This window comes from Moorena sp. SIO3B2, assembly GCF_010692525.1.
Classification (GTDB): Bacteria; Cyanobacteriota; Cyanobacteriia; order Cyanobacteriales; family Coleofasciculaceae; genus Moorena; species Moorena producens.
Genome location: NZ_JAAHHE010000029.1, coordinates 20,764 through 46,657, shown reverse-complemented (window position 1 = coordinate 46,657; position 25,894 = coordinate 20,764). Strand labels below are relative to the sequence as shown.

At 42.8% G+C, this 25,894-nt stretch carries 22 protein-coding genes; 7 read left to right on the top strand and 15 right to left on the bottom strand.

Annotated features, from left to right (window positions below; translation table 11 throughout):
* Positions 1-318: 318 nt before the first annotated feature.
* Positions 319-630 carry a hypothetical protein gene (locus F6K38_RS10075; protein ID WP_287356544.1) on the top strand — a complete coding sequence of 104 codons (312 nt, stop codon included), beginning with the start codon at positions 319-321 and terminating at the stop codon, positions 628-630.
* A 128-nt stretch (positions 631-758) separates the two neighbouring features.
* Here F6K38_RS10075 and F6K38_RS10070 read toward each other — a convergent pair whose 3' ends face one another.
* Both F6K38_RS10070 and F6K38_RS10065 read right to left on the bottom strand, forming a co-directional pair.
* Positions 759-1,439: a hypothetical protein gene (locus tag F6K38_RS10070; protein WP_287356542.1), complete on the bottom strand. Its 681-nt coding sequence runs from the start codon at positions 1,437-1,439 to the stop codon at positions 759-761.
* A 588-nt stretch (positions 1,440-2,027) separates the two neighbouring features.
* Complete coding sequence (locus F6K38_RS10065; RefSeq protein WP_287356540.1) at positions 2,028-2,417, bottom strand: hypothetical protein; 390 nt, start codon at positions 2,415-2,417, stop codon at positions 2,028-2,030.
* Between the two features lie 295 nt (positions 2,418-2,712).
* On the opposite strand from F6K38_RS10065, the gene F6K38_RS10060 reads away from it, so the two are divergent.
* Positions 2,713-3,324, top strand: coding sequence for a hypothetical protein (locus F6K38_RS10060; protein WP_287356538.1), 612 nt, complete (start codon positions 2,713-2,715; stop codon positions 3,322-3,324).
* A gap of 99 nt (positions 3,325-3,423) precedes the next feature.
* Here the strand turns inward: F6K38_RS10060 and F6K38_RS10055 are convergent, their stop codons facing one another.
* The 10 genes from F6K38_RS10055 to F6K38_RS10010 form a co-directional block, all read right to left on the bottom strand.
* Positions 3,424-4,134: a hypothetical protein gene (locus tag F6K38_RS10055; protein WP_287356537.1), complete on the bottom strand. Its 711-nt coding sequence runs from the start codon at positions 4,132-4,134 to the stop codon at positions 3,424-3,426.
* 153 nt (positions 4,135-4,287) lie between these two features.
* Positions 4,288-7,377 carry a hypothetical protein gene (locus F6K38_RS10050; RefSeq protein ID WP_287356535.1) on the bottom strand — a complete coding sequence of 1,030 codons (3,090 nt, stop codon included), beginning with the start codon at positions 7,375-7,377 and terminating at the stop codon, positions 4,288-4,290.
* Between the two features lie 125 nt (positions 7,378-7,502).
* Positions 7,503-9,098: a DEAD/DEAH box helicase gene (locus F6K38_RS10045; RefSeq protein WP_287356533.1), complete on the bottom strand. Its 1,596-nt coding sequence runs from the start codon at positions 9,096-9,098 to the stop codon at positions 7,503-7,505.
* Positions 9,099-9,340: 242 nt separating this feature from the next.
* A complete protein-coding gene (locus tag F6K38_RS10040) occupies positions 9,341-9,859 on the bottom strand; it encodes a hypothetical protein (protein ID WP_287356531.1) in 519 nt (172 codons plus the stop codon).
* Between the two features lie 78 nt (positions 9,860-9,937).
* The gene (locus tag F6K38_RS10035) at positions 9,938-10,567 is read right to left on the bottom strand and encodes a hypothetical protein (protein WP_287356530.1); all 630 of its coding nucleotides are present in this window, start codon (positions 10,565-10,567) and stop codon (positions 9,938-9,940) included.
* A gap of 19 nt (positions 10,568-10,586) precedes the next feature.
* Positions 10,587-12,773, bottom strand: a complete 2,187-nt coding sequence (locus F6K38_RS10030; RefSeq protein WP_287356529.1) for a hypothetical protein — start codon at positions 12,771-12,773, stop codon at positions 10,587-10,589.
* 182 nt (positions 12,774-12,955) lie between these two features.
* Positions 12,956-13,408 (bottom strand): hypothetical protein, encoded by a 453-nt coding sequence (locus tag F6K38_RS10025; RefSeq protein ID WP_287356528.1) that lies wholly within the window; start codon positions 13,406-13,408, stop codon positions 12,956-12,958.
* Positions 13,409-13,474: 66 nt separating this feature from the next.
* Positions 13,475-13,720 (bottom strand): hypothetical protein, encoded by a 246-nt coding sequence (locus tag F6K38_RS10020; RefSeq protein WP_287356526.1) that lies wholly within the window; start codon positions 13,718-13,720, stop codon positions 13,475-13,477.
* 3 nt (positions 13,721-13,723) lie between these two features.
* Positions 13,724-14,233 (bottom strand): hypothetical protein, encoded by a 510-nt coding sequence (locus tag F6K38_RS10015; RefSeq protein ID WP_287356524.1) that lies wholly within the window; start codon positions 14,231-14,233, stop codon positions 13,724-13,726.
* A 59-nt stretch (positions 14,234-14,292) separates the two neighbouring features.
* Positions 14,293-14,964: a hypothetical protein gene (locus F6K38_RS10010; protein WP_287356522.1), complete on the bottom strand. Its 672-nt coding sequence runs from the start codon at positions 14,962-14,964 to the stop codon at positions 14,293-14,295.
* Positions 14,965-16,203: 1,239 nt separating this feature from the next.
* On the opposite strand from F6K38_RS10010, the gene F6K38_RS10005 reads away from it, so the two are divergent.
* From F6K38_RS10005 to F6K38_RS09995, 3 genes are all read left to right on the top strand, one after another.
* Positions 16,204-16,512: a helix-turn-helix domain-containing protein gene (locus F6K38_RS10005; RefSeq protein ID WP_287356564.1), complete on the top strand. Its 309-nt coding sequence runs from the start codon at positions 16,204-16,206 to the stop codon at positions 16,510-16,512.
* Between the two features lie 536 nt (positions 16,513-17,048).
* Positions 17,049-20,492: a plasmid replication protein, CyRepA1 family gene (locus tag F6K38_RS10000; protein WP_287356562.1), complete on the top strand. Its 3,444-nt coding sequence runs from the start codon at positions 17,049-17,051 to the stop codon at positions 20,490-20,492.
* A 190-nt stretch (positions 20,493-20,682) separates the two neighbouring features.
* The gene (locus tag F6K38_RS09995) at positions 20,683-20,856 is read left to right on the top strand and encodes a hypothetical protein (RefSeq protein WP_287356561.1); all 174 of its coding nucleotides are present in this window, start codon (positions 20,683-20,685) and stop codon (positions 20,854-20,856) included.
* Positions 20,857-21,627: 771 nt separating this feature from the next.
* Here F6K38_RS09995 and F6K38_RS09990 read toward each other — a convergent pair.
* Positions 21,628-22,371 carry a tyrosine-type recombinase/integrase gene (locus tag F6K38_RS09990; protein ID WP_502709573.1) on the bottom strand — a complete coding sequence of 248 codons (744 nt, stop codon included), beginning with the start codon at positions 22,369-22,371 and terminating at the stop codon, positions 21,628-21,630.
* 247 nt (positions 22,372-22,618) lie between these two features.
* On the opposite strand from F6K38_RS09990, the gene F6K38_RS09985 reads away from it, so the two are divergent.
* Entirely contained in the window at positions 22,619-23,050 is a 432-nt protein-coding gene (locus F6K38_RS09985; protein ID WP_287356557.1) for a pentapeptide repeat-containing protein, read from the top strand.
* Positions 23,051-23,060: 10 nt separating this feature from the next.
* On the opposite strand, the gene F6K38_RS09980 is transcribed toward F6K38_RS09985, so the two are convergent.
* A complete protein-coding gene (locus tag F6K38_RS09980) occupies positions 23,061-23,687 on the bottom strand; it encodes a hypothetical protein (protein WP_287356555.1) in 627 nt (208 codons plus the stop codon).
* A 239-nt stretch (positions 23,688-23,926) separates the two neighbouring features.
* Between F6K38_RS09980 and F6K38_RS09975 the strand changes: the two genes are divergently transcribed.
* Positions 23,927-24,577 carry a PEP-CTERM sorting domain-containing protein gene (locus tag F6K38_RS09975; RefSeq protein WP_287356553.1) on the top strand — a complete coding sequence of 217 codons (651 nt, stop codon included), beginning with the start codon at positions 23,927-23,929 and terminating at the stop codon, positions 24,575-24,577.
* A 390-nt stretch (positions 24,578-24,967) separates the two neighbouring features.
* Here the strand turns inward: F6K38_RS09975 and F6K38_RS09970 are convergent, their stop codons facing one another.
* Positions 24,968-25,129, bottom strand: coding sequence for a hypothetical protein (locus tag F6K38_RS09970; RefSeq protein ID WP_287356551.1), 162 nt, complete (start codon positions 25,127-25,129; stop codon positions 24,968-24,970).
* Positions 25,130-25,894: the final 765 nt, after the last annotated feature.

Below are 25,894 nucleotides of genomic sequence, written 5' to 3'. Positions count from 1 at the left end.
GCTAACCTAAAGTTGACAAGTAATTCATCTGTCGCGATAATCAACGCCAAATGTTTGGGCTTTCTCTCTTACTCCCTGGGTCGGTCGTCCGATTTAACGACCGCAATGGCCTCCCACCTCTTTTGCTCCCCGGGTCGCGCGTCAGATTAGACTCGCGAAATTGCATACCACATATTTAATTCTCCCTCAACCAGTGGAGAATTAGCAAATGGAAGGATAAGAGAGTCCTATAATCAAGAATCAAAGAATACCGCTTGATAGCACTAACTTTGCCTGTTTTTGGCTCTGCTGTTAATAATGGGTGATAGGTTTTTGTTTGTGACGACTGGCCACAAGCAAAAAAGGCGAATTGTCCAAGGTTGTCCGTTAATCCTCAGGGATGTACGGACAACCTTGGACACTCTGTCCACATCCTTAAGTCTCTCCCTTGTCGGAACGAGAACAGTATTATTCACCTTTGCCCATTGCCGGTTTTGGAAGCCTTGCCAGGAGCTAGTTTCAGATTATTCTTGGGGAAAATTGCCGGAATGGATTGTGACCGCGAAAGCTGTTGCTATGCCTAGGATTGCGCCTGCTTCGGTAGTCGATGAAGTGAGCGCGAATGCTCCACATGGCCTGAATCTTCCATAAATGTGTGGACTGATTTCTCCAAAAATGCAGCGATCGCTTTTAGCGGAAGCGTTAGCTTCATCGCCCACCAAGAGAAAACCCCAGCAATTGCCGGGGTGTGTGGATGAAGCGATATGCCTAGCTTCCTGTTAACCAATCATAGAGTCTGGGTCAATGCCTAGATCCCAGAGCTTCCGCCTCAACTGCGCATTCTCTGCTGCCAGCAGGTCGTCCTCAGCCATCCCAAAAGAAAGGTCTTGGAGCAGTTCTTCGTTCTGCTCTTGCTTCTGCTTCTGTTCTTCATACAGGTATCGCCAGCTCTCTGCATTGTGGTGATGCATCGCCTTCTCTTCTTTTAACTGCTGATTCTGGAGGAACAAGTCTTGAGCTTTTCCCGGAGTATAAGCTCGCCCAAAAGCTTCATCAGCCATTATCTGGAAATTAGATTTGGCAGACGCCATGATTATTCTAATGGCAGCTTCTTTTGTCTTGGGCTTGACCTGCTTCGCGTGATGAGCCCAATATCCCCAGTAAGTAATGGAATCATTGATCTTCCAAAGCGACACATCAGTGACCCCTCCTGATTCCATAATATAAGCCCCTTGGGTCACTGTGAAATCCTTCCCCAGCAGGCTTTTCAGGAGTTTAGACATCGTTTTCAAGGACACTGTGTTAAGCGATGCTTTTACTACGTTTGCTGTTCCCCTGCTACTAAGGTAGTTAATGAAAAATCCAGTGATTGGATCTATCTCGTCCGCTGTGTAAGTGTCGAGAATCTCGTCGGGAGCAATGCGGATGATGGACTTCCGAACTCGTAGTATATTTTCCATGTGTTATTCTTAGAGTAGTTTGTTGAATCACTGTAAGTCACAGTGATTGTGAGCGATCGCATGTTTGTAAGACTAGTGCGGTCGCTTCTTCGTGTATTATATCGCCATCAGAGGATATTTTCAACGACAGCATAGTAAAGTGATGACGCCTTCATAAAATAAAGTAAAGAGAGAGCCCGACATCCTGTCCCTCTTTCTGATTCCATTTCGTAGCAACCCGCGACCACTGTGAAATTCTCTCCCAGTAAGGTTTTCAGCGCTTTAGGCATAGTTTTCACGACCACTGTGCTTCGCATTAGACATCTCCAAAAATTAACCTCAAACCCTTGCACTGCCTGGGTCAAAACCGAGTTTCTGGAGATGTCTATTGAGATGTGGGGCTTCTCGCGCCTTTAGCTAATCCAGTCTGGAATCTCTCTAATGAGAACGATTCTAGGTACCCAGGCTCAACTCCTTTTTCTATAAGGTATTTAGCCAATGAAAAGTACTCTAGGTACCCACCTATGAATCTTCAAGTTTTGCCGAAGGGAGGAAAATCCCTTCGCCGCTACATCAAGGGTTGCGGCGGTTTTTACAGCTAGCCGTAGCCTAACCCCACGTTATTATTTCATTGGCCGGTGTTCTTTTAACCGTTCTGCTGATCAGGTTGTTGTTACCATCAAACTTTTCGGTGGTAACAACTTGTTGTGAACTATGAGTAACTTTATAATCATTGATTCCTTTCTTCTTTAAACCTTTAGCATATTGACAAGCTTGTGCGACATCTTCCAATTGCAAATCCAGATATATTTCTGTCTCGTTAAACCTTTTTACTTCTTCCTCTATCCTTTTGGAAAAGCCGGGAATTGTTTCTTTACCATAGCAGTAATTATTAAAAGAAATATCCAAGGCTGCTCTGGCTTTTTGTTCCGAACCATGGATTTTTAGTTCAGCCAAGAAAAAAGCCATCCTTTTCCCCGTTAGCTTCTTATAAGGCATATCTAAACTCCAGTAATATAACAGTTTTAAGTATATCGCCTTAGTTACTTTGCGATTGAATTTCGCCTTAAAGACCCAATAAGAACAAAGACTTGTCCTACCCTCATGCGGAAAACAGCAACCTTGTTTGATTTTGTACATTACTAATCCGTGCCCAACAACAGACCTACGGTCTTAGCCTCGCCAAAGACGAACCCCTGCCGATAGGAACCACAGAGATCACTCCAGTTGTATTGTCCCAATTCCCTTGCCACAATTGATTACTGTTAAGCACAGTGATTGAGAAAACAGAAAAATGCGCTACATTTGCTATCAGGACATCCCAAAGCCACTGACCTGCGAAAATCCAGAGGTGGGAGCGATCGCAGTTACTTATCTGCATGGGAACAGTTCTCTAGTCGAAGACTGCCAGCTGGTGAAGCTCCGGAAGAAGCTAAAAGTAGAAGAGACAGATACCATATACTTCGTTAACTTCTTCCCAGAGGAAATGATTCGGCAATTTTTAAAATTAGATGCCGTTGTCTACCATTCGCAGGGGACAGTAGAGGAATTTCCTGGCATTATGTCAACGCTAAAAGAGGAATCCTTCTTCGTTAATTTGGTAGAACTTGATGGAGAAGAACTGGTACAGGACGACAGGACTAATGGCTTCGATCAGCTGTTTTATCATCGGAAAGCTCCTGAAATTATTGAGGCTTGTAAGAGAAGCCACAGCAAGCACAAATGGACTATTGAGGAAGGATTGAATCGATACTTTAATGATGGAATTGATGCCGTGCTCAAAGGCATGGACTTCCACGGAGCTATTAGAGCTTATGCGGATTTGATTGAAATTGTACAGGACGAGAATGGCTTTGTTCCTTCCATTTTCGTAGGAGCAGTTGGCTGGATGAACCAGAAGAGATAAGCCAAAAATCCCCCGCAGGGAATTGCAGGGGATTTTTCTAGGTATTTGCTTTAGGAAAGCTGGAGTAGCCCACGGGGAGTACTGTGGTCTACAGTGTCATTATAACATTGGAAAGAAAGGGTTTCCACTGCCAGGGGCTAGTAACTCGTTGATATCGCTTTGTGGCCAATTGTCAACCATGTCTACCAATGGAGTTAGTCGCTTTTCTCCCTTAGTCAGATGTACAGACTTAACGCGCTCGTTAGGAGGGTGGTACCTTCTTTCTAAACTAGAGAAATCCCTTAAATATCCATCCATCTTGTTCGTATAATTAACGCCCGGATAAGTGCAAAAATCCTCCCAACGCTTCCATATTAACCTAGTGGGAAGCATGGAGTCTTTGGGTAAGATAGGAGCGCCAACTAATGGCTTAAAGAATAGGCAATATTCTAGCTTGTTGTTACGAAACCTAAAGTCAAAGTACAATGCAAAATTTGGGAAATTTGCTGTAGCTTGGTTTCGATAATTCCTTATCCAGGAACCGTCGAAAATGAGAAAAACCAGTTGCCGCTGAAAGGTTATAGAGTACTCGGACATCAAAGTCTCTAGCACTTCCATCTTGGAGTGAAACCGTATTTCTGTTTTTAAATAATTCTGAGAAGCTATTTGACACTCAATGCCTATTATTCTGGCTGCATTGATTAGATCCTTGTCATTTTTGTGCCAGTCAAACAATTTACAATACTGCTTGAGGCTGTCGTAGTTAACGCTTGCCATCACTTTTTCTATCTTGGGGTTGACTGGTAGCTGCACCCCCTGAGTCTCCGGCATTACACCGATAAGAGGACGCCGGTGTTGTTGGTTTTATATTAGCCTAGCTTCAGGTTTAGCGCAAGCTTTTTGTGGGATAATGTGTCTAGATTAAATCTAATAAATGTAAATAGTGATTACCTGCAAGTCATCAATAACTTGCAGGTATTTTCATCAAAAAGGAATATCCTCCATATCTTCCTCTGCTGCTTCCTCCTCTTGATAATGGTTAGTCAGAGAATAATTGCTAGATCCAGATTCTTGTTCATCTCTTGCATTGTTTAAAATTTGCATTCCCCTGGTTGCATACTCTTTTGGCAATTTACGAAGATCAGGATGCAAATCCCTAGCAATATTATGAAAATTTCCTGCCCTAATCTCAGCATGTGCAATTGATTCCGCAATGTATTCTGGTTGAGTCGCGATCAGTTCATAAGAGGGTACTATATTCGACCCAAACTTTTCAGGCTCAGGGTCAGGTAAAACAACGGGAATAGCAGTCGAAACAACTTCTGAAAGCTCTTCTTCTGGGCTAACCTCGATAGAGTCCATCAAATCCTCAAAGAAGGTATCTCCAGGGTCTTCAGGGATAACCCCAGGATTTTCTTCCAAAGTTCCATCACTCTCGATATCTTCCAATACAGAATTAACAAAAGAGAGTCCTTTATCCATTACCTCAGTTAAAAAGCTTAAGCAGTACTCTCCAACCCTTTTGATTAATGGAGAAGCAGTATTTGCCGGGTGAGGAGCAGACTCAGAGGAACCTTCTAGCTCTTTGATTACTTCATCGACAACGTCCGGATGCCACAGGATGCGAGAACCTCGTTGCTTAGCCTTGCCTGCTGCGATCGCGACATCTGTGGAAAACCACGAGCGATAAGTCTTGCCAGTCCCCGAAGTTACCTCCTTACGCACTTGGTAACCCAATTTGACGAGTGCAGCACTAATTTTGTTAGAAGTAGCCTTAACGGACTTTCCTACAAGGTCTTTTAGTTCCTTTGCTGTCAAATAAATAACAGAGAAAGCCTTTATCAGTGGCTTGACCAGAGCGCAGTCCCACTGTCTTCCAAGCCTGTACGGCTTTCCAGCGGGAAGAACTTGCCATTTGTTCCCTTCCCGGCGTTGGTAGCCCCAATCAACTAGGATCTTGTTTATCTCACGAATACTTACGACGACCTTAGACCCTAGTTCTGCGAGCTCCTCCTGGACGATACAGCAAAGTTTCTTCAGGGAAATAAAGTAATGGTCGGCCACTAGTACTTCATCAGCCGCCTCTTTGGGTTCGGCAGGGCTAGATTGCTCTGTAAACAATAGAGAAAAGTCTAGTGACTGTTTTTTTACAGATACCGGCTCAGGTGCTGGTTCAGGTGTTGGCTCAGATACCGGTTCAGGTGCTGGTTTAGCTACTGGTTCACAAGGGGGAAGAGTTGGAGGCTTCTTCTGAGAGTCTTTTCCTTTGAAAGCTATGGAAAACCATTCGAGGTACTCCGCCCAGATCACAGGGTGAACCCTCATCCCGTTTACTATGTCTCCCTGAAAAACTGCGGAATGTTTTACATGCTCAAGGACAGCTAACTGGGAGAAGTTTACAGTTACTTGATCTCTGTGTCGGATATAGTAGTCGATAAAAATATCAGCTTCTTCAGGAGGGATAGGGACTAAATCAAAATTTCCAGTATCAGACAGTGACCCTTTCCGTTCAGCTTCATAATGTCTTTTCCATAGCCGATTAACTGCTTCTTCTGCTCCGAGTTTCCTTTGTTGCCTAGCCTCTATAGGGTCAACTACCTCAGCCTCTATTACTTTTTCTTCTCCTCGTGAACTGTCGTCTACAGTGATAGCGTCATCATTTTTTGGAGGGAAAAACCCAACCTCAACAGTCTCGATAACTTCTGCTGGCTCGGGTTGTTGCATGGCCCACTGGACAAACCTCTCGCCAAACGATGGGTGAATCCAGATTTCTCCCTTGTTACGGTGAGTAAGGTCAAAGACTTCCGTTACATCCATGTCCTCGTACTCAGCTAATTCCATCTGAAAGGCAATGGTGCTGTCCAGCTCAACAAATTCAGAGAACAGCTCAGGATTTATTCCCGCAGATGACGCGATCATATTTAACAGAACATATTCAGAGACTTCAATCTCAGTATCGGTTTCAGCCTCAATCTCAGCCTCAGTTATTGGCTCAACTGCTGGTTCTTTGGTAAAAGGTGCTGGAGGGCTTTGGTATGCTTCCACCAAAAGAGAATGGCACCATAAAGTCTTTTCCCCAGAAATGTATGCCTTCTCTTTGGCTTTTATTAATTGTTCCAACAGCTCTTTATGATTGTCCCGAATAGAGGCTTTGAATTTCGCTCGAAATGTCGAATCTGTAGCGATTGCAGCTTTTGTAAGTTTTCCATTTTTGAGGCGTACGCGAAGAACTTGGACTTTCTCGCTCAAGTACTCTTCGGAAACTGGATGATAGTCATCAGGTACATCTGGGAAGAGAGGGAGTCTTCCCTGCTCCGCAGAAGGCTCTAAAGTACTTTCCAGTAAAGTAGTTTTCTCTGGAGGTTCCTCTGGAAGTTCTTCTGACGAACCTTCTGGAGAAGGTATCGGGTCTGGGTCTGGAGTCGAAACTGGAACAGATCCAGAACCTGAATCTGAGTCTAAGTCTAAGTCTAATTCTGAATCCAGCTTCACTTCGTCCAGGAAAGCAGCGGCTAGGTCTGGGTGACACCATTTAGCATTAGTGTTAAGGTCAGTTTCCCACGGCTTAATCTTCTGCTTCTTCATCTCCCATACCCATCTAGCCTTCTCAGGGGTATTGAAGAATGCATCAAACTTCCGAAGAAATTCCCGATCGTCAGCAGCTATTAGAACTTCTGGGGGAAGCTTTCCGTTTTCCAGAACGAGCGCGATCGCTTCTTTGTTGTACTTAAGGAGTCCGGGATGGACGGGATGGTAGCCGTCGGGCACCTCGTCAAGACTGGGAATTTCCACCACCGGATTAGCCAACCTCTCTAGTTCCAGCTTCCGGAAAGTCTCGAAGACCAATACCATGTCCGGATGAAGCTTTAATTCCTTTTTCCAGTAGTGCCAGTCGAATACTTTATGGTTGCCGGTAATGTAGCAAAAGTTATAAGTTTGTTTGATAAAGTCAATCAGGTTAATGGTTTCAGGCTTTTTTAGCCAAGCCTCTACACTATTCTTCGGTAAACCAGTGGTGTCTACATCAACTAGTGCAGACACCACTTTATAGTAAAGTGGCAAATTAAGTGTCATAATGAAATTGTTTGAATTTTATATTTCAATAGCGATCGTAGTCATTGGTATTTATTCTGCGGTCGCTTTTTACATTATACTATTTTTCCTGAAAAACGACGACCACACGCCGAAGCGTTTGATAGCTAGAAATCAATTTCTTGTGATTTAACTGATTGTTCCTGCACTTCCTGGAACTTGAACCACGCCCAGCCAGGCTTGTATCCCAATTGCTTAGCTACATACCGCCAATCCCCCAGGCCAAATTCCTGAATCCGAGGATGTTCAATGAGGCGGAAGAAGACCCATCCTTTCTTTTTGCCAGTTGATTGCTGGTTCTCAACTATCTCATCAACGTACGCTACAAATTCGGGATTTACTTGAATACCTACCTCTTCCAGCTCTCCTGCCTCTACGTCTATATCTGGAGAGCCACCACCACCAACTCCTTCGCCTTGTTGCCACAAAAACTGATGACAACAATTGGGACAAGTGGACTGATACATAGGAGTGATATTCCCGTCCTTATCCATGATGTGCTTAACTGGTTTCAACTGCTCATGAGACAGAGCCTTGAAGCAGTGGTTGCAAGCAGGGCACTTCAGAATAAATCGTCCGTATTTCAGAGAAATAGGATCCAGTGACCATTCACGTTCTTCATCCGGGAGTCCGTGATTAGACCAGTTCTGCGTGTGGTCGATGATGACAGCATGGTTTTTGCCTGGAGCAGGACGAAGAGCGCGCCCCAGCATTTGTAAGTGCATTATTAGGGAACGGGTGGGACGACAAATCTGTACTGCCTCTATGCTGGGTAGATCAAATCCTTCCGAAAATAACCCACAATTAGACAAAACAGTAGTTTCTCCCAACTCAAACCGCTTCAATGCTGCTTCCCGTTGGGCGTCAGAAGTCTTGCCATCCAAGTGTTCAGCTTTTATCCCAGCCTTCATAAACTCAGCGGTGATAGCCTGAGAGTGCTCTACCCCAACAGCAAAGATGATGGTCTTCAATCCATTTGCATGTTTCTGCCAGGAGGGGACTACATCGCTAATCATTTGCATCGCCAACTGTTCCAGCTGATCCTGGCTGTAGTCCCCGCCTGAGGTAGTCTTTACTCCCTTGGTATTAATAGCTTTCTTTGAAGCATACAGTTTGAACGGACTCAAGAAACCGTCATCAATTAACCGACGGGGGGAAACGCCGGTGACTAAGCTGTCAAAAAGCCATTTAAAGCCTTGGCCATCAGTCCTGCAAGGTGTAGCAGTAACACCCAGAATGTAAGCCTCTGGGTACTTCTCCATAACTTTGGTATAGCTCTGGGATACAGCATGGTGGGCTTCATCTATGATTACCAAGCCTACATCTGGGTAGTGCTTGCGGCGGGTCAATGACTGGATTGATGCCACCTGTACGTCCAACTCTGGTTCAGAAAGCATACCGGCTTTGATGTAACCTATTGGTACTCCAGTGACAGATTCGATCTTTTTCCCAGCTTGCAAAATTAATTCTTTCCGGTGGGCGATAACTAATACTCCCAGTCCTTGTTCTAGAAACTTTCTGGCGATAACAGAGAAGCACACGGTTTTACCTGAACCTGTTGGCAGTTGTGCCAGTACCCGTCGATTATCAGCCGCCCATTCCTTAAAAATAGCCTCGGTTAATTCTTTCTGATAATCCCGTAACTCGAACTGGCTAAAAGGCAAGTTGGTTAGTTTTTGGTCAATTGCAAAATCAAAAGTCATAATGGTAATGCTTGGAATACGGTTGAGAATTAGCTGTTTTCGTCTGTAATGCGATCGCACTTTCGGTCATGGGGTGCGATCGCATTTTGTGTCTAACTACAATTTGAAATTCTTACGGCAATTCCATAGACTTTATTTAAAAAATTCAGTAGTAACCCATCCATTTCCTTTGACATGCGCGTAATTTTCATCGTCTGTGAAATTATCGATTACTAGGAGGTGCTTAACTAGAAACGCTTGTTTTAGTTCGCGTTAGAGTCTGGAATGTAGCAATCCCACTGCTTCGCCTCCAAAGCCTCAAGAGACGTCCAGCCATTGGCTTGAGCATGTACATGGCTCAAGTCTTCAGTAACATCATTAATAACCAAAAGATGTTGCATTAGAATAGCTTCTTTTGTGTTTTTAGTTGTATGTGGTTCTTCCGTAAACAATGGGTAAATCTGGAGTTGTTTTGGTTTTTCTTCATTTTCTATAATAGCAAAATTGGCAATGCAGTAACCCATTTTATTTAGCTCATTTGTATCAAAAGCTCTGTCATTAAACCCTTGGTCGTAACCTTTTTGGTAACCAAAAAATGATGCAAGTCCCACAAGCCCTGTAGCAACTGCACCGATTGGCCAGTTAAATCTGAATTGACGGTGACTGTAATTGCGATTCATTTGATTTTCTCCTTGATCTTGATTAATTAACTTTAAACTCACTTTGTCATCCATTAGGTCACCAAAGGAGGTGCCCTGATGGTGTTTAAATTCAATCGACACATAAGTTCTTTATTGAACGATCGCACTCAGTCCTGCGTTCGCGTAGCGTGGCCTACGGCCAATCGCTTTTGCTTTTGATTAGTCCAGGCTATTAAACAACGGAGGCAAAGGCTTTTCTTGAAATTCTGGCTTCAACTCTGTCTTTAAGAAGATTTCGCTAGTTACTTCGTCTAAGTTAAATAAAACGAAAGATTTACTTCCTTCCCAAGAACTACTAGTAGAATCCTTGCAGCCAAGTATAATAGAAATGTAGCGAACGACGGTACCGAAAAAAAGTGATATTTTTCGACGCAAGGCTTTTTTATTAACAGAATATTCATCAGGTCGTTCAGTAAAATTATCCATTAAAACAATAAACATTTCTATGAACATTTTTGCGGCGATTATTTGCTCTTTTCCCATACAAGACAAAAAGAAATCTTCCCCGCGACCTGTTGCCATCAACCTAAAATATACTCTTCCACTAAATCCCCAATATTTGGCCAACTCTTGTATATGCAGACCGAACACTGCCTCTATCGCTTTTGCCTTTACGTGAAGCAAATGAGAAGTTACATCTTCGGGCGTTGGTTTTATTATTAGATCCCTTCCTTTTGGTTTTTTTGCTTCTGAGAGGATGTAAGTGCTTAGCATGTCATTTAACAGGTCAACAACTTCTGCTAATTCTTTGTAAGCTTGTTGCCGACTTGAGTTATTTGAATCAATCATTTTGACTTCCTTTGATTTATTACAATATCATTTCAGAGATTATTCTGTGGGCAAAACTTGGAGTCGATTTAGACTTCCATATGCTAGTAAAATCTTCTTTCCAATTAAGCTCTGAATGACAAACCTTGTCGTGACATTCTTCGCAAACTGGAATCATATTTTTCTTGGGCTTATCGTTCTTTCCGTCGTAGCTTAAATGATGAGCGTGCTTAGCTAATTTGACCTGACACACGCAACACATACCATCATTTAAAGCTATTGTTTCATCTACATTATTCTTGTGTCCAGAGTAGGAATAACGGGCATCTATTGCCTTAAAAGAACTGCCGACGATGAACTTCTTTCCAAGGGTAGGGTCGTTTTTCTCCATCCATTTGGCCAAAACATCTATCACATATTTGATAGCTTCATGATCTGTAAACCCTAGCTCCTCTTCAACGAAGTCCCATAGCTTTCTATGATCGGTACTATGAGCACGAGAAATAGCTTCTTGTAATACCTCTTCAGGTGTTCCAGTAGCCAAATTGACTAGGTCATTTTTTTTTACGTTTGGGCTGGAGTTGTCAGAAACGGTTTTAATATTGACCTTTTTGTAATTTCTCTCATCTCCCATTCCTCTCCACACTCCATTAGAGAAGTACACCCTCTTGTTGTCACTAGGTACTCCATCTGGTAATTCTACATATTGAGTAGGAAAATTTCTTTGGATGCCTTTAGCTATCCCACTCTCATAAGTCAAAGGATTACCACTGGGGTCAGTAACTGTTTCTCCCTTGTTGATGAAGGTCATGATCAGTCTCAGCTGGCTGACAATAGTTGCATTATCTTGAAGCCCTCCTGCCGTAAAATATGGACAAATAAAGTAGATGCAAATACCAGAACCAATTCCCGTACTAATAGCGATATTGACAACTTGGTTACAGTCTTCAATGAATGGAGTCAAAATTTTTCGGTATTTATTAGCCTTAGACGCCACCGACATCCACTCGTCAACAATCAGAATTTTGCGGCCTTCATAGTCGAGGTAATCTTCTATTAAATTTCTAGCCTCATCAATGACATCTTCAGCTGGCTTACTTTTTAGACGGCCAATATCAACTTCTACTTTCCAATAACAATGATTCCAGCGTCCATCTTGATCAACTTTTTTAGCGGCAAGATTGACCATGTATACTCGGTAGCCTTCTGCCGCTTTTTGTTCGGAAGCTTTAGCGATCGCTCGTGTCTTTCCGCTTCTCTGCTGCCCTACAATACAGCCAGATTTGTCAATGTTCTCAAGCAGGTCATCGTAACCACTTTTTACTTGCAAACCTGGCCGCTGATAACTATGGGTTTGAATTACTACTTCCAGATCTTCCTTCTCTTCAGGCTGCTGGTATGGCTGACTGTTGGCCTGATCCTGAGGTTGGTTATAACTGTAACCTTGGGTTTGTTGTGGCGGGACGTAACTATTTAGGTACTGCTGCGCCATAGGTAAGTGTTTTGCTTGGGGGACAGCTCCGGGGACGTCTATGGTCTGAATGACTGGGAAAGCTCTTGCTACCTCATCTAGCATGTCGAAATAGGGGGAATCTAACTGGTCGTCGTACACGCTTTGGCACATTTCCAAGTAGGTATCCCAACGCTGCTGAGGAGGAACTCTTTTTTCTAGAAATAAAATTACCTCCCTAACTGAGGATTCAACAAACCTCAGCTCACAGGCTTCTAGAGGAGTTAAAAACTTACCTTTAGACTCGCTTGTCCTTGTCTTGTCTGCTGTAGGACTAGGGTTACTTCGCAAGCTTATTTGTCGGTTATAATTTCCCGACATTAACTGTTCCTTAGTGTATGTTTGGGAGGTGGCCTCGGGTAGCGCATTATTTTGCAAATCTCTAATGCTGCCTTTTACTTCACTAAATGACCAAGAAAAAAATTTAACTTTTCTGGTATGAGAGGCATCAGCTATTAGCGTTAATAAGGTGGAGATGCCTCCCATTGCTAGAGCAGCAGCTCCAAGAGTCGGTGCAGCGCTAAAAGTTCCTAAACCTAGAACAATAGCAGCAATCCCCATTCCTTCAGACACATTTACCCTTTCTTCGCGATCGCAGTTCCCTTGATTCAATAAATTAAGTCTTTCTTTTACCCATTTCCTAACGGTAGTACTTTCTGGCTCAGGGTTTTCCAATAGCGCCCGGTTTGGAAACTGTATGACAAGTTTCTTTGACATAGTTCAATACTCTCCTTCTGCAAATTGATAAATATAAAGGCCGCAGCTGAAACCTTAAAAGAGTGGAGCCTTACAACAAAGCTAAGCACCTATTACACGCAGCCAGTTAACCATTAAAGGATCCACTCTTTTTGCGTTAACTTCTAACCGCAAAATTATCTTGCGGCCTTTATATTAAGCATTTAAGCGTTCTTATGTTGATTTCTGGCTAAGTTCATCAAGTAAAATAGAATTCCCACAGAAATAGAAGCAACGCTAATAAGATTCAAGAAAATAATCCACCCGCCGAGCAATAGTCCTATACCTTCTGCCAATGGATTACGTTGACTGAAAGCAATGATAAACTCAGCAATATACGACAAAACCCCAATGGCTATTACTGCAACAATCACTGCCATATGTGCATTTTTTAAATAAGGGTTGTAGAAAAACGTGATACACAATGTCTGCAACATGTTAGTAATTCCTGCCAATATCAAGCCGATAACGAACATCGTCCAATCAACTTGAGAGAAGTAATACAGCAAGCCATTCATGCCGCCTCCTTTAAGTCCTATCCAAGAGTCTCCTGGATAGGGGCTAGGGAATAGACCTGGACCATCTACTAGGTAGTAATAAAAGTTATCTATAGACATGACAACTAACCCTATTAGCAGACAAACAGCATAAAACAAGTGAGCTTCTTTCGATACAAAAGCAAATCAAATAAATTCCCCAATAGCTGCTGCGACAGTGGCCAATATTGAAAAACCTTTCTTGAGCAACCATCGAATTGTTTCTAGAAACATTACCGAGCCTTTTTCCTCTTTTTTGAAAGAGTAGTTAAGGTCTTCTGTTTCATGAGCATAATAAGAGCCTGAAGCGTGAGCTGAGCCTGCATATGTAGTTACAGTGTCACCTGTGTAGGTTCCTTGAGTTCCTATATATCGTTCTCTAGAGCTAGCCATAAATCAAACCTTTTCCATCAATTTCTGGTGTTTTTTGCAGTAAAAATTAGCTAAGTCCACTTCGTTTTTAATATTTGAAGACTTTAGCGCGGGTCTTTTCAGAGTTATTACAGCCGCTCCTACGCAAAACCGAGGAGTGTTATCGTCGGTCAGCAACGCTAGACCGCCAGGGGCATTGTCTGCATGTCGCTGAAGACTTTCCATAGAGTGATGTGGAGGGTTGTTATGAGATGGAGAAAAAATATAGTCAGACAACACCACTACTTTCCCCCCGTCTACAATTTGGTGTTTTGCTTTGGTATCTGCTAATTCCCTTTGCCGTCTTAGGTCTTCCTGCTGGTCTTGTAGCAGGTAATCTTTCTGTTCTTGCCTTCGGTCAAATTGCTCCTGTCTTGCGATCGCTTGTTGTTTCTTAGCGGAATTCTCCATCCATTTCGCAGGCCAGAAAAACATCATCATTACTAACACCGACCCCGACATGCAATTTGACCAGAAAATTAAATCTTTTTTCATCTGTCTCCCTCCTATTAGCCCCCTTGTAAGTCAATACAAGGGGGCTTTAATCCTACTTGCTAGCTATTCTTCCGTTCGCGTAGCGTCGGCTTTGCCGATGCATTAATGGCCTTGAACTTTTCCAGAGCCTCAGTGGAAGTCATTTGGGTTCGAGGAACTGATGCGGTAGGGGGAACTAAGTGGTTCACCATTCCTGCCTTTAGACCAGGGGTAAAGGTTTGACGAAAGGCAGTCAAGCTGTTCTTGATGGCCTGGCCATAAAGCTTCAAGTTCCCCTCTAGGTGGTTCTCTTGCTCTTGAACAGCCGATTCAAAGGCAGTCTGGTTGATAAACCCAAACAACTCTCGATAAAGCTGGAACTGATCGGGAACCATCTCCATTACTAGCTCTGGAGGAATGTCTACCCCACGTTGAGCTAGAGCAGCACTAATTGAATTCCCCAAAGCCATATCTGCATCATTAGGAGACTGATAAACCATTTCTCCCCCAACTGTACTGCTGCCATCTCCAGAACCATTCAGTAATCGTTGAGCTTGAGTGTTGGTTTCCCCAATTACTTCGTCAATCATAATGACGTCATCTAAGGAGACTGTCTCGCCATTATCTAAGTTAATCCCCTTTGCCTTGGCTAACTTATTTAGTGCTACGTCGGCTTGTTCGTAAGTCTTTTTTCCATCCTCTACAAGCATGTCTAAAGCTTGAGTTCTGTTTAGTTGTTCTTGATTTGCCATTGCTTGTACCTCTCTTCTAATGTGCTAGGCTTTACAACTTTTATTAGCTTTAACAACTGAAATGCTGCTATCTTATATCTCATATTTGGCGAATCCATGAGAACTGATACCAGCCAAAACAAGAAAGTCTGGTAAATCAATAGACCTCTTATTTTACTTCCCCTCTTGCACCCTTGCGATATATAGAAATGGTAAGAAAGTAGGATTCGATCTGAACTTTCTGGGAAGTTTAATATCCCCCAATCTATTACCCCTCTTCGCCATCTAGAGGTCTGCTCTTGGGAAATTTTGTACTTCTCTTTAACTTGTTCTCTAAACATCATCCTTTCAGGTTTGTAGGAAAGGAAAATGTCATAAACAAGGTTGACGTCAGACGTTGTGTCGCCACTCTGATCAGACAATAGGTCAAATACGGGGTCAACCCTATTGCCGTCTGTCTGATCAGAATATACTGTGATGCTTTTTATACAACCACCTCTCTTTTATTAACATCTAATCGCAACAGTGATTGTCAATATCAAAGACACGACCTTAAATAAGTGACTCGTGTGATCGTCGAAAATCAACTAGTTGATTTTTCCTGTTTCCAAACACTGGTCGCGAAAATTTAATCGCTATCAGACGTGATAATTAGTGTCAATAGCCTTATCAGACTACTTAGATGTCTGATAAGGCTTATCAGACATTGTTATTAACTAGGGCAATCAGTTAACGTCTGATTGCAAGAAAACTTGATACTTATCAGGCATTAACTACATCCAGTAATTAATGTCTGATAGCGCTTATCAGGCTGTCTGATAGGCTATCAGACGTGCCTGATAGATTTATCAGACGTTTTATCAGGCACTGAAAAGATTCTGATTATTAGTTAAAAGAGGTTGCTGTAGTGAGGCCAATTATCGTTACCTCATCGTTACAGCCCGCTATTAAGACATAAGTAACTTATCAGCGCCATCGTCCCGTAGGTGCAACCGCTAACAAAGATAGCGTTCAAGAAAAACGTCATCATGATCATTTAGTTTTCTAGGTGCTGTAGCGACCTAGAAACACGTAATAATGAATCTAGGTCTAGTTTCTGGCCTACTAAAGCGGGCACTCGTGTTTGGAGTTAAGGTGCTCGCTTTTTCATTCACATTTCTATACTAGCGAGACATTTTAATTTTGTCAAGTGAAATTTGACATTTATTTTAAAAATGACTTAAATTTGAGATGTACTATAGATAAAAAGCGCTCAAACCAGTGGAAATACAGTACATCAAGACCATATACATAGAAGGATTAGCAGCCAAGATCAAGAGAATAAGAAAAGAGGCCAAGCTCAAAGTTACAGAGCTAAGTAAAGCAGCAAACATGACCAGAGCTTATTGGTATGCGATAGAAGGTGGGGTCATAACACGCATTCCAGAGACTACCCTCCGCAATATAGAGGAAGCACTGCAAGTTGACTTAGGAGTAAAAATGCTTTGCTGCGACACTGCCTCCAGTACCATCTCAGATTCGACCCACATCCATCAAGAGAACAAGGGGGAGTCGGAGGTGAGCGATTGATTTTTCATTCTTGAGGCGATCGCGAAGAACTTGGGTTTCTCGATAAAGCACTTTACTTTACATTGGTAATCCCGCAATTTGGCTACGCCGACGTTGCGAGATCGCACCACTGGGACAAACCCTTGACACTCTCCTCGTCCATAGGAGGACACCCGGAAAGGTTATGCAGGTGATTGATACAAATAATTTATATGTTTTGCAATGACCGATAAGTTATTCAAAACAATCAACTTTTTTTTTAGGTCAACTAAACAAAGTCTGCTTATGGTTACTCGACTATTTTTCAATTAAATAAACAAAGTCAACTTATGACAAATCGGCTATTCCTTAGTCAACTAAGCCAAGTTAGCTTGATAAAACCAAGAAATACTTTCAGTCAACTAAACCAAGTCAACTTAGCGCAAACTGGATTTTTGTCCTGAGATCCGATATTTTTAGAGACGAAAGCCAAGTCTAGCGGTATCATGACTCCAACAGCCAAAAAAAAATGGCTAGACCGCGCGGCCTAGCCCAAAAACTTTTACAATTCTAAAAAAGTGAAAAATCTTTATAATTCTAAAAATTTTCACCCTTTCGTTTTAAGCTTATCTGTTAATACCAGAATTGAAAACTCTCCTCAGGAAGATGATCGGTTCCCTGAAGCTCTATACTTACCGCCCCGAGATCCATCAAGCATACTTCCCAAGTCTACCCAAAACGGAGAGACAAGTCAAGAGCAAGGCGAAATAGGAAAGTCACCATTTCCCCACATATTCGATCGACACTACAAAGAGTTGAAGCTCTCAGCGATCGCAGACCATGTGATAGAAGCCTCAGAGATGTGGTCAGATGACGGACAAGGGGCTAGAGACTCTTGGGTGAACCAAACCTTAGAGTCAAAGGAACTAGAAAGACAGAACGGTGGGCACGTAGCCAAGCGGGAGCTGTGGAGGTTTAACTATATTGGCGATGGAGCTTGGTTTTACCCGGAAACCCGTGGAATATCAGCAAAACCAGATAATCCTTTCTACTCCAAGAAAAAGAAAGAGAAAGGTCCACTAGAGAGAAGTCCATTCTATTGGAAAAAGAATAGACTGAATGAGTTAGGTACAGAAGAGCAGGTCAATCGCAATCCAGTAAAGTACGTCCGTCCTCCTGGACAAGAGGCTGGGATTATCAAGCCTTCAATTTGTGAGCAGTCAGCAATTGAGATAGCTACAAAGCATGGACTATTAGACAAACTCCCATACGGAAAGGACGCCCGACGTTGGCTAAAGGCGAACCTCCCCGAAAAAGCCGAGGAATTTAGGGGACGAGAAGTACACGGAGGCACGATTTTTTGGGATTGGCTAAAAAAACACCCAGAAGTCCCCATCCTATTAACTGAGGGGTGGAAGAAGACTTTGTCTGCGATTAGTGCTGGGTATCCGGCATTAGGAATCGCTGGTATAACTATGCATTCAGAGAAAAAGAGTGACTATCCAAACCAGACTCCTCCTCTCAAAGAAGAACTCCTAGAGTACTGTCAGCCAGGTCGGGGATGGAACTTAGCGTTAGACCAGGACGAGAAGAAAAAGACGAGACAGAATGTACACAAGTCATTGTTGGTGATAGGATCAAAACTCAAAAGACGCGGATGTAAAGTCAACATAGTTGAATGGCTCCCCAGCCAAGGAAAAGGGGTAGATGACTTTCTGTATGCTCACGGACAAGAGGCTTTTGAAAAACTAGTTGAAGTGGCAAACCCTTTTGCTACTTGGAAGGTAGACCCAAGAAGATGCTTAACCAAGGGAGAAGGCAAAAGGTTTATTGAAATCAAGAAACGATGGTTGACTTTTGATAACTTGCCATCTCATGAAGAAGCACTAGAGTCGGGGTTTCTGGGCATTAAGTCTCCAAAGAATACAGGCAAGTCTACAGTACTAAATGAATACCTGCCAGGATTTACTGAAATGGGTCTTCCAATTTTTAGTTTGTCTAACAGAGAACAGCTAGCCAGAAGCTTGGCAAAGAACTTAGGTATTTTCTATATCGATGACACTACAGCACAGATGCGAAGACTCCTTAATGCCTTGGCACTTTGCATAGATTCTTGCCATCCAGAGTCAAAAGCTCAAATAATAGCCAGGGACTGGGTTGGGTGTGTTGTCTTATTAGATGAATGGACTCAGATTCTCCTTCATTTACTATTAGGGGAGACTTGCAAGAAAAAAAGAATCCAGATTATCACGACTTTTGTTGAGATACTGAGAAATGCCTCTCTGGTCATTGCTTTAGACGCGGACTTGGATGACGTTTCAGTCAATTATTTAAAAAATACAACAAAAGCTGAAGAGCCAATCATAATTCACAACACAATAAAGCTTCCAGGGTATACTTCCTTTATTTTTGAGTCAAAGGATGAATGGTTAACTAAATTAGTGGCGCATATTGCTGATGGCGGAACCCCTTACATATTCCTATCGGCCAAGAATTATCAATCAAAATGGGGCTCCTACGATATGGAAAAGTTCCTGAAATCTCTTTTTCCACACCGCAAGTTTTTGAGGTGTGATGCTGACAGCGTGGCAGAGCCAGGACACCCAGCTCAGGGCATAGCTAGCTCTATAAATGAATATTGTGAAGCGAATCCTGGGGCAATAATAATAGCCACTCCTACTTTAGAAACAGGGGTAAGTATTGACGTCGATCACTTTACAGCGGTTTTTGCGTTTGGAAATGGGATAATCCCCGAGAACAGCCTGCGGCAAGCGGCTGGGCGAGTGAGAAAGCCTGTTCCTCGCTATTTTTATGTGACCAAAGACAGCAAAAGAAGGTATGGAAAGAAGGGGGTCACTCTTCCTGACTGCTACTGGGCGGAACACAAGAAATTTTACAATGACTTACAGCAAGCATGGATAGACCAAAGCTATAGACTGGGCTTTTTGAATGATGAAGATCAAAGGCTTTACCAAGAAGACCCTAGTGCTCCTTTTGTGCCAGAACTAGCGATGAGAACACTATCCGAATTGGCTACTAGGTTCAATGAAATAGCTCCAGATTACCGGGAGCATGTAATAGAGGGATTGAAGAGAGAGGGGCAAAAAGTACTCCCTGGATATATTACAGATAGAGATATTGAATTATCTGGGATGAACCCAAAAAATCTAAGTGCCTCCCTTACTGATTGTCGGAACAACATGTACGAAAAACACAAGGCTGAGATCGTTAAAGCGGAAGACTTTACCGATGAAGAGGACTTCCAGCAGGCATGCGACCGCTTACAAAAGACTAAAGAAGATCGGGACAGGGTTCGGAAGCACAAGATTCAAAAGCGATACGGTTTTGTAAGTGAAGAGCTCATAGAACTAGACGACAAGGGGATCGGTCCAAAGATTGAACTACTGTACTTCACGACAGTAGGAGAGAAATTCTTAGAGGCACGGGACAAAGCCTTGGTTACTCCACATGTAAACGAAGGGGCTTTCCTCCTGCCTGACGTTATCAACCCTTTGATAACGCCTAAGAAGAAAGTAGCCAAGATAGTCCTTGAGTTCATGACGTCTGAGAAATGGTGCAGGATTGACCTATCCGACGGTGAGAAGAAATACACAAACGAATCCCCTGAATTGATCAAGTTTAAGCAAGGGATAACTCACCCTGAAGTAAGGAAACAGCTAAGGAGGGTTGGACTTGGGGACTACAAACCAGAGAGTACTCCCTATAACTTATTTAAAAAATTTCTTTGGACTGCTTTCGGGATAAAGATGAAAAGAACGAACGAGAGACAATCTCAACGGAAGGAGAAGCGCCATTACTTTTATCAGATTTCTCAGACGACTGGATCACTAAAGATTAAGGATCAAGTCTTTGAGTACAGGCTGAAGAAGGATGAAGAGAGGCAAAAAGAAAGGGAGAAGGAGCTAGAGGAAAATGGACCACCAAGAATTTTAGAACTCCTGGTGATGGGACGGGAAATAGAGAATCCTATAGTCTGGCCAAAAGATAGAGCGATTGTGTAGCCGCTATTGCCGCTCATTCACACCCTAAAAAAAAGTAAAGATAACAAAAGCATTTAACAGAATATACCGATTTTATTACAAAAGTCGGTATATTCTGTTGTCTTTACTTTTTAAGTGTCTAAAAAACAATAAATATAGATAGATAAAAAACTCTTCTAATTAATATTGCGCGGCAGGAGGGGTGGATTGAGTGGTGGTGGCGATGGCCCATCCGGAAGTGGAGCAATGGCAGCTTTTGGAGGTGGGGCAATGGCGGGAACTGATGGAGCATGTGAAGACTAGGGTGCAGGGTACCAATTCAGACCCTAGTCTCACAACCATATACAGAGAAAAGAAAGGCGTCCAGGATACCACCCATTGTTAACAGCAATCCTACTAGTGGTCTAATTATGGACAGTCGATCGGCACACCCTCAATAGAAAAGCCCCCAGTAGTACCCATTGGGGGCACAAAAAGCAATAGTGATTATCCTTGGATGATTTCATGGTGGCATCTTTGTTGGGTCTCTTTAAGAGCCAGGAGTAATCAACTAACTGTTGTCTTTTTCCATCGCAGCAAAAGAGAACAACCGACAGCTAACAATACAGTAAAGTAGTATAAAGCCCCTTATGGCCTAAAGTAGTACAAAGTCTTATTGGCTCCCATGTTTTCCCGTGAAGTACTGCAACGACAACGATCGCGGCGATTTTGAATAATTCTCGTCGAAACTACAAATTTTGCCGAGTTCAAGAGCAGTCTGATCGAATATTATGCCGGTGAGATTGATGAACCCATTTTTCAACTAGACTTTGAGGGGGACGGCGGTATCATCACCGTGTAACCCTCCAATAAACAGAAGTATGTATAGCCCCGCCTTCTGGACCTTTTTTGCAGCATCGATGATGGGTAGACAATTTTGGACACATATAACCCTTTAATCAGAGGAGCGATCACATGGCCCCGGAGGAAAGCGATCGCGTCAAATATGGAAAAACCAGCAGCTTTAACTACTGATTCTGCAAGTCCATGTGAGTCTACAGCTCCGCCTCTGCGAAAACGGCTGAGATTAGTATTGAAACTCTTGCCCAGACTGGGCTGAATACCTCTGCGATAGCAATCGAGATTACCCTTGATGTTACCCCCGAGAAGCCCTTTGCTAGTTGGTTTTAATGGCCTTGCAGATGCGATTGATGTGAACCCCCTTTGAAGTGGGTGTGGAAAGTTTTTCGCTGTTGATGCGTACGCGCTTTGCTGCAGAAAATCCTGGTTTAACGGTGTAATCCGGCTTTTGTTCATTCGGCTCGGCGGACTCAACCGGACTAAGCATTGACAAGGCACTGATAGCTCCCCTTACCTGATCCGGTCGCACCTCCAAGTACTTGTACAACTCATCCAATGTCCGATGCCCGGATATTTCCTGGATTACCCGCAGGGGAATTCCAGCGTTACTTAGCTGGGTGAGTGCTGTCCTGCGGAAACTATGAGTACTGACCCCTTCTATATCCACACGCTTACACGCCTCCCGAAGGATCCAGCTGGCGGCATCTGAGGTGATGTGCCCTTTCCCGTGTCTCCCTGGGAATAGATAGTTTCCCCATTTCGGAGGGTGGTAGTCCGTTAAGTGTTTTCGCAAATCTTCTAGTACCGGGATGGTCCGGGTGGCAAGCTTTCCCTTTGTATTTCCTTTCCTGAATAGAACCACGGGACGCACGGAACCTTTGCGATCGTAAACATCCCTTATCCTTAAGGTCACCGCTTCATTGACCCGACAGGCAGTGTAGAGCATTACGGCAAACAGCGCCCGGTCTCGTGGCGGGTTAAGGGTTGCCCCTTCGTTGAACAGGATCTGAATTTCCTCTGTGGTTAAAATCTTTGCCTGGCCATGGCGGTCGATTTTCATGCCGCACGCCTCAATACACCCATTTCGTACCATTGAACAGCTTGGGTGTCCCCGAGTCAATACAATGTGGGTGCGATCGCGTAGCGTGGACTACGGTCAATCGTTTCAAAACAGTCTCTCAGTTAATAAACACAATCAGTCAGGGTTTATTAAGAACTATTTCCAGTTTATTGACAAGAACTACTTACTATACTAAAGTAATACAACTAAACTTCCCTATCCCCTCTCCTATATATGATTCTGGCTAATGAAAGCTAAAGAAGTTCTGAGACGATATGCAGCAGGAGAAAGGGATTTCCAAAGGGTAAATCTTAGAGGTCAGTCATTCCGGGGAAAAGACCTTTCCGGGGCAGATTTTAGTGAAGCTGATTCTGTTAGTAGTCAGCAAAGCTATGCTAATCAAACTAACCACGAGGGAGCTGACAAAAACCTAGCCGAAGCAGCAGCAGAAATCCAGCAACTTATGGAGCAACTATCCCAGACTAATCCCACTACAACAAGCAAAGAAAAGATGATAGTCGTCAGTGAAGTTGTTGACCGAATTGAGAATAACCCAACCCTAAAAGCTAAGGTAATCAATTCTTTGAAAGCTGGAGGAGTGGAAGCTTTCAAGGAAGCCCTAGACCATCCCTTGGTTAACATCTTGATGGCTACCATTGAGGGATGGACAGAAGCTTAGGAGTAAGCTATCAGTTATCATTCCCTGTTCCCTGTTCCCTATCCCCTGTTTCCTGCTCCACACGCCAAGCAGTTTCCCTTCCAATCTTCCCCGATTTAACAAACACCCAGGAACCCCTCCTGTAGGTATCCTCACCCTTCCTGGTGTGAGGTTTTACTTTTATCAATTCTCTGACCTCCGATGTGGTCAATAACCACCGTTCCTCAGCAGCCATCTTCAACTGCTGCATGTATTCTATGGGACTCAAGGGCTGCATTCTGTTGATATTAGCTCTCTCAATACCAGAAGCAATGGTATTAATGAACACTTCTAATGCTTCCCGTTCTGCGTTCCAAAACCTTGTTCGGTGAACGTCCGGCGAACTGTCCGGTGAACTGTCCAGGGAGATACCTTCCTGACTATCTTCCGTAAACCCTTCGGTTAATAATGGCTCAAAATCTTCAAAGGTTCCACCCCTTTCCAAATGGGTGTTTAAACGATCCAATTCTTCCAGTTGTTCACCGGATATAAAGGAGCGAGTCCCCTCTTTGTTGGGCTTGATATTGGCATGCTTAAATCGCTCGTAAAGAGCACTGCGACCTATATTGTATCGGGTCTGTAAATCCTTGATAGGAAACTTGTCTATTTCTTGAGTCATAACCATTTGCTGGATGTTCGTTGAATGTCCACTGGATGTCCACCGGATGTCCACTGAACATTTTATATCCATCCAGAGGAAATAGGGAGTAGGGAATCGGGAATCGGGAATCGGGAATCGGGAATCGGAAACATCGTTTAAAGATTTCGTGAAGAATCGGGATTATTGTTGACTATTTTTTGGTAGTCACTTATTATACTGTTGTTAGTTATATATAACAGGATATTTTAGAAAAATTTATGTTTAGATCCAACGTAGTTCAGAAACTAGCAAGTACCTCTCCCAAGGATTTTAGGAAAGCACTGTTATTTACAGCTTCCACATTGACTGGGGCTATGGTAGCTTTCTTCTCTTCCCAAAATCCTGCCTCTGCGCTGACTTGGGTATTCCAAAATGTTAAATTTGATGACGGTGCAGATTTGATTGGACAATTCGACTTTTCCAATGGGGAATATTCAAATTTCCTTATTGAGCCTACTGGTGGTGATACCGCTTTATTTCCGCCATTCATCTATTCACCATCAACCTCATTTGTTCTAGGTAGTAGTGATTCGAGATCATTAAGTTTAAGGAGTAACGCAACTGTCCTTGTTCCAATTTTTGGTGGACCCCAATTCAGAATAGATAGTATGCGTTCTCTTTTTATTGATTTTGCGCAACCTTTAACAGAAGCTGGAGGGTCTATTGATCTTCAAAGGACAGCCGGACTTGGCGGAGATTCGGAGTTCAGCAGTTTATCTACATCCCCTCCGTTTGGGAACCGGGCATTAGTGAGTGGCTCTGTGGTTTCTGTACCAGTCCCCGAACCTACCTCCACCATCGGCTTCCTCACCCTCAGTACCCTCAGCGCAGCCTCAATCCTCAAGCGCAATCTGAAGTCATCCAAATAATGTAATATTACCGGCATTACAAATTCCGCCTATAAATTGACCTAGTTCCTATTTCCGACACAAATCAAAAGGGACTAAGTTGATTTTTATTTAAAACACATAATTCTTATGTCGGTATTAGGTAGACACTCCGATTTGAGTATGGCTTTCCATGGGAACTAGGTAGACATTTCGCTTGGACTGCTGTCTCCTACTCTTGATTTTTCGCAAATTGTGCCGGTAATCCCCAGACAAGGAACTTCACTATCACTTGGTCATAAATTTATTGAGCTTCCCCTATACTTACCACTCCCACCTTTTACTTCATAGTTTAATCTTCATAATTAATACTTACTTTATATTTGATAATTTGTCCCTAATAGGGTTTGATTTTTCATAGTTTAATTTTAATTAATCCTTAATAATCTCGGCTCTTCCGGCTTGGCGGTGATAAGGCAAGCTTATATCACGTAATTCCGCCAGTTCCAGCCACGTTGATTTTCGATTTCGTGCCTTTTGATACGTTTTAAACCACAGATCCGGAAGAGCCATAATCTCTAGTTTAATCTTCATATTTGATAATTACTTCACACTTTAGTCTTCACAATTAATACTTACATCATATAGCAGTCCTAAATGATTCGTGAAATATATTGGCCAAAGCGTTCGCTATAACGCTTGCCCAGCAACAATTCCAGATTTTGCTGATTTTACAAATGATTTAGGATTGCTATATTTGATAACTTATCCCTAATAAAGCTTATTTTTTCATAGTTTAGTTTTAATTGATTCTTGATCTTTTCTAGTTTAATCTTCATAATTGATAATTACTTCACACTTTAGTCTTCACAATTAATACTTACATCATATTTGATAATTTATCCCTAATAAAGCTTGATTTTTATCTAGTAAATGAATTATTCTAATCACTAGAAAGAAAATAGGGAGCTAGTTTACTCCCCATCGGTAAGATAGCTGTTTCTTGATTATTTTCGGGTTCCCTTACTGCCAAAGATTGTGGTTGCCTGAATAGACATGGTGTTTAACACTCCCTTGAATATTAGATTCCTGAGGGGGTGACATGCAAGTTAAAATCCTTACTGGATAATACGTTCAGCCGATCTGTTACAAAAAGATACATGGTATTTTGGACTGACGTTGGACATAGTTATAAGGGTTTGAGGTTCCAGAAAATCATTCGTAGGGTCAATTTGCGAGTTGATCTAGGCTAAGATAAATGGCCTCAAAGCCTTATCTAGTAAGCTTTTCATTGCTCATGTTACCCCCTCAGATTAGATTCTAGTGGGTGAAGTGGAAAATATTTTATTTCCAAGTAAA

Coding starts and splice junctions, on each gene's coding strand:
- F6K38_RS10070 (WP_287356542.1), bottom strand. CDS start 1,439: ATGGAAAATATACTACGAGTTCGGAAGTCCATCATCCGCATTGCTCCC.
- F6K38_RS10065 (WP_287356540.1), bottom strand. CDS start 2,417: ATGCCTTATAAGAAGCTAACGGGGAAAAGGATGGCTTTTTTCTTGGCT.
- F6K38_RS10060 (WP_287356538.1), top strand. CDS start 2,713: ATGCGCTACATTTGCTATCAGGACATCCCAAAGCCACTGACCTGCGAA.
- F6K38_RS10055 (WP_287356537.1), bottom strand. CDS start 4,134: ATGCCGGAGACTCAGGGGGTGCAGCTACCAGTCAACCCCAAGATAGAA.
- F6K38_RS10050 (WP_287356535.1), bottom strand. CDS start 7,377: ATGACACTTAATTTGCCACTTTACTATAAAGTGGTGTCTGCACTAGTT.
- F6K38_RS10045 (WP_287356533.1), bottom strand. CDS start 9,098: ATGACTTTTGATTTTGCAATTGACCAAAAACTAACCAACTTGCCTTTT.
- F6K38_RS10035 (WP_287356530.1), bottom strand. CDS start 10,567: ATGATTGATTCAAATAACTCAAGTCGGCAACAAGCTTACAAAGAATTA.
- F6K38_RS10030 (WP_287356529.1), bottom strand. CDS start 12,773: ATGTCAAAGAAACTTGTCATACAGTTTCCAAACCGGGCGCTATTGGAA.
- F6K38_RS10025 (WP_287356528.1), bottom strand. CDS start 13,408: ATGTCTATAGATAACTTTTATTACTACCTAGTAGATGGTCCAGGTCTA.
- F6K38_RS10020 (WP_287356526.1), bottom strand. CDS start 13,720: ATGGCTAGCTCTAGAGAACGATATATAGGAACTCAAGGAACCTACACA.
- F6K38_RS10015 (WP_287356524.1), bottom strand. CDS start 14,233: ATGAAAAAAGATTTAATTTTCTGGTCAAATTGCATGTCGGGGTCGGTG.
- F6K38_RS10010 (WP_287356522.1), bottom strand. CDS start 14,964: ATGGCAAATCAAGAACAACTAAACAGAACTCAAGCTTTAGACATGCTT.
- F6K38_RS09990 (WP_502709573.1), bottom strand. CDS start 22,371: ATGAAAATCGACCGCCATGGCCAGGCAAAGATTTTAACCACAGAGGAA.
- F6K38_RS09985 (WP_287356557.1), top strand. CDS start 22,619: ATGAAAGCTAAAGAAGTTCTGAGACGATATGCAGCAGGAGAAAGGGAT.
- F6K38_RS09980 (WP_287356555.1), bottom strand. CDS start 23,687: ATGACTCAAGAAATAGACAAGTTTCCTATCAAGGATTTACAGACCCGA.
- F6K38_RS09975 (WP_287356553.1), top strand. CDS start 23,927: ATGTTTAGATCCAACGTAGTTCAGAAACTAGCAAGTACCTCTCCCAAG.
- F6K38_RS09970 (WP_287356551.1), bottom strand. CDS start 25,129: ATGAAGATTAAACTAGAGATTATGGCTCTTCCGGATCTGTGGTTTAAA.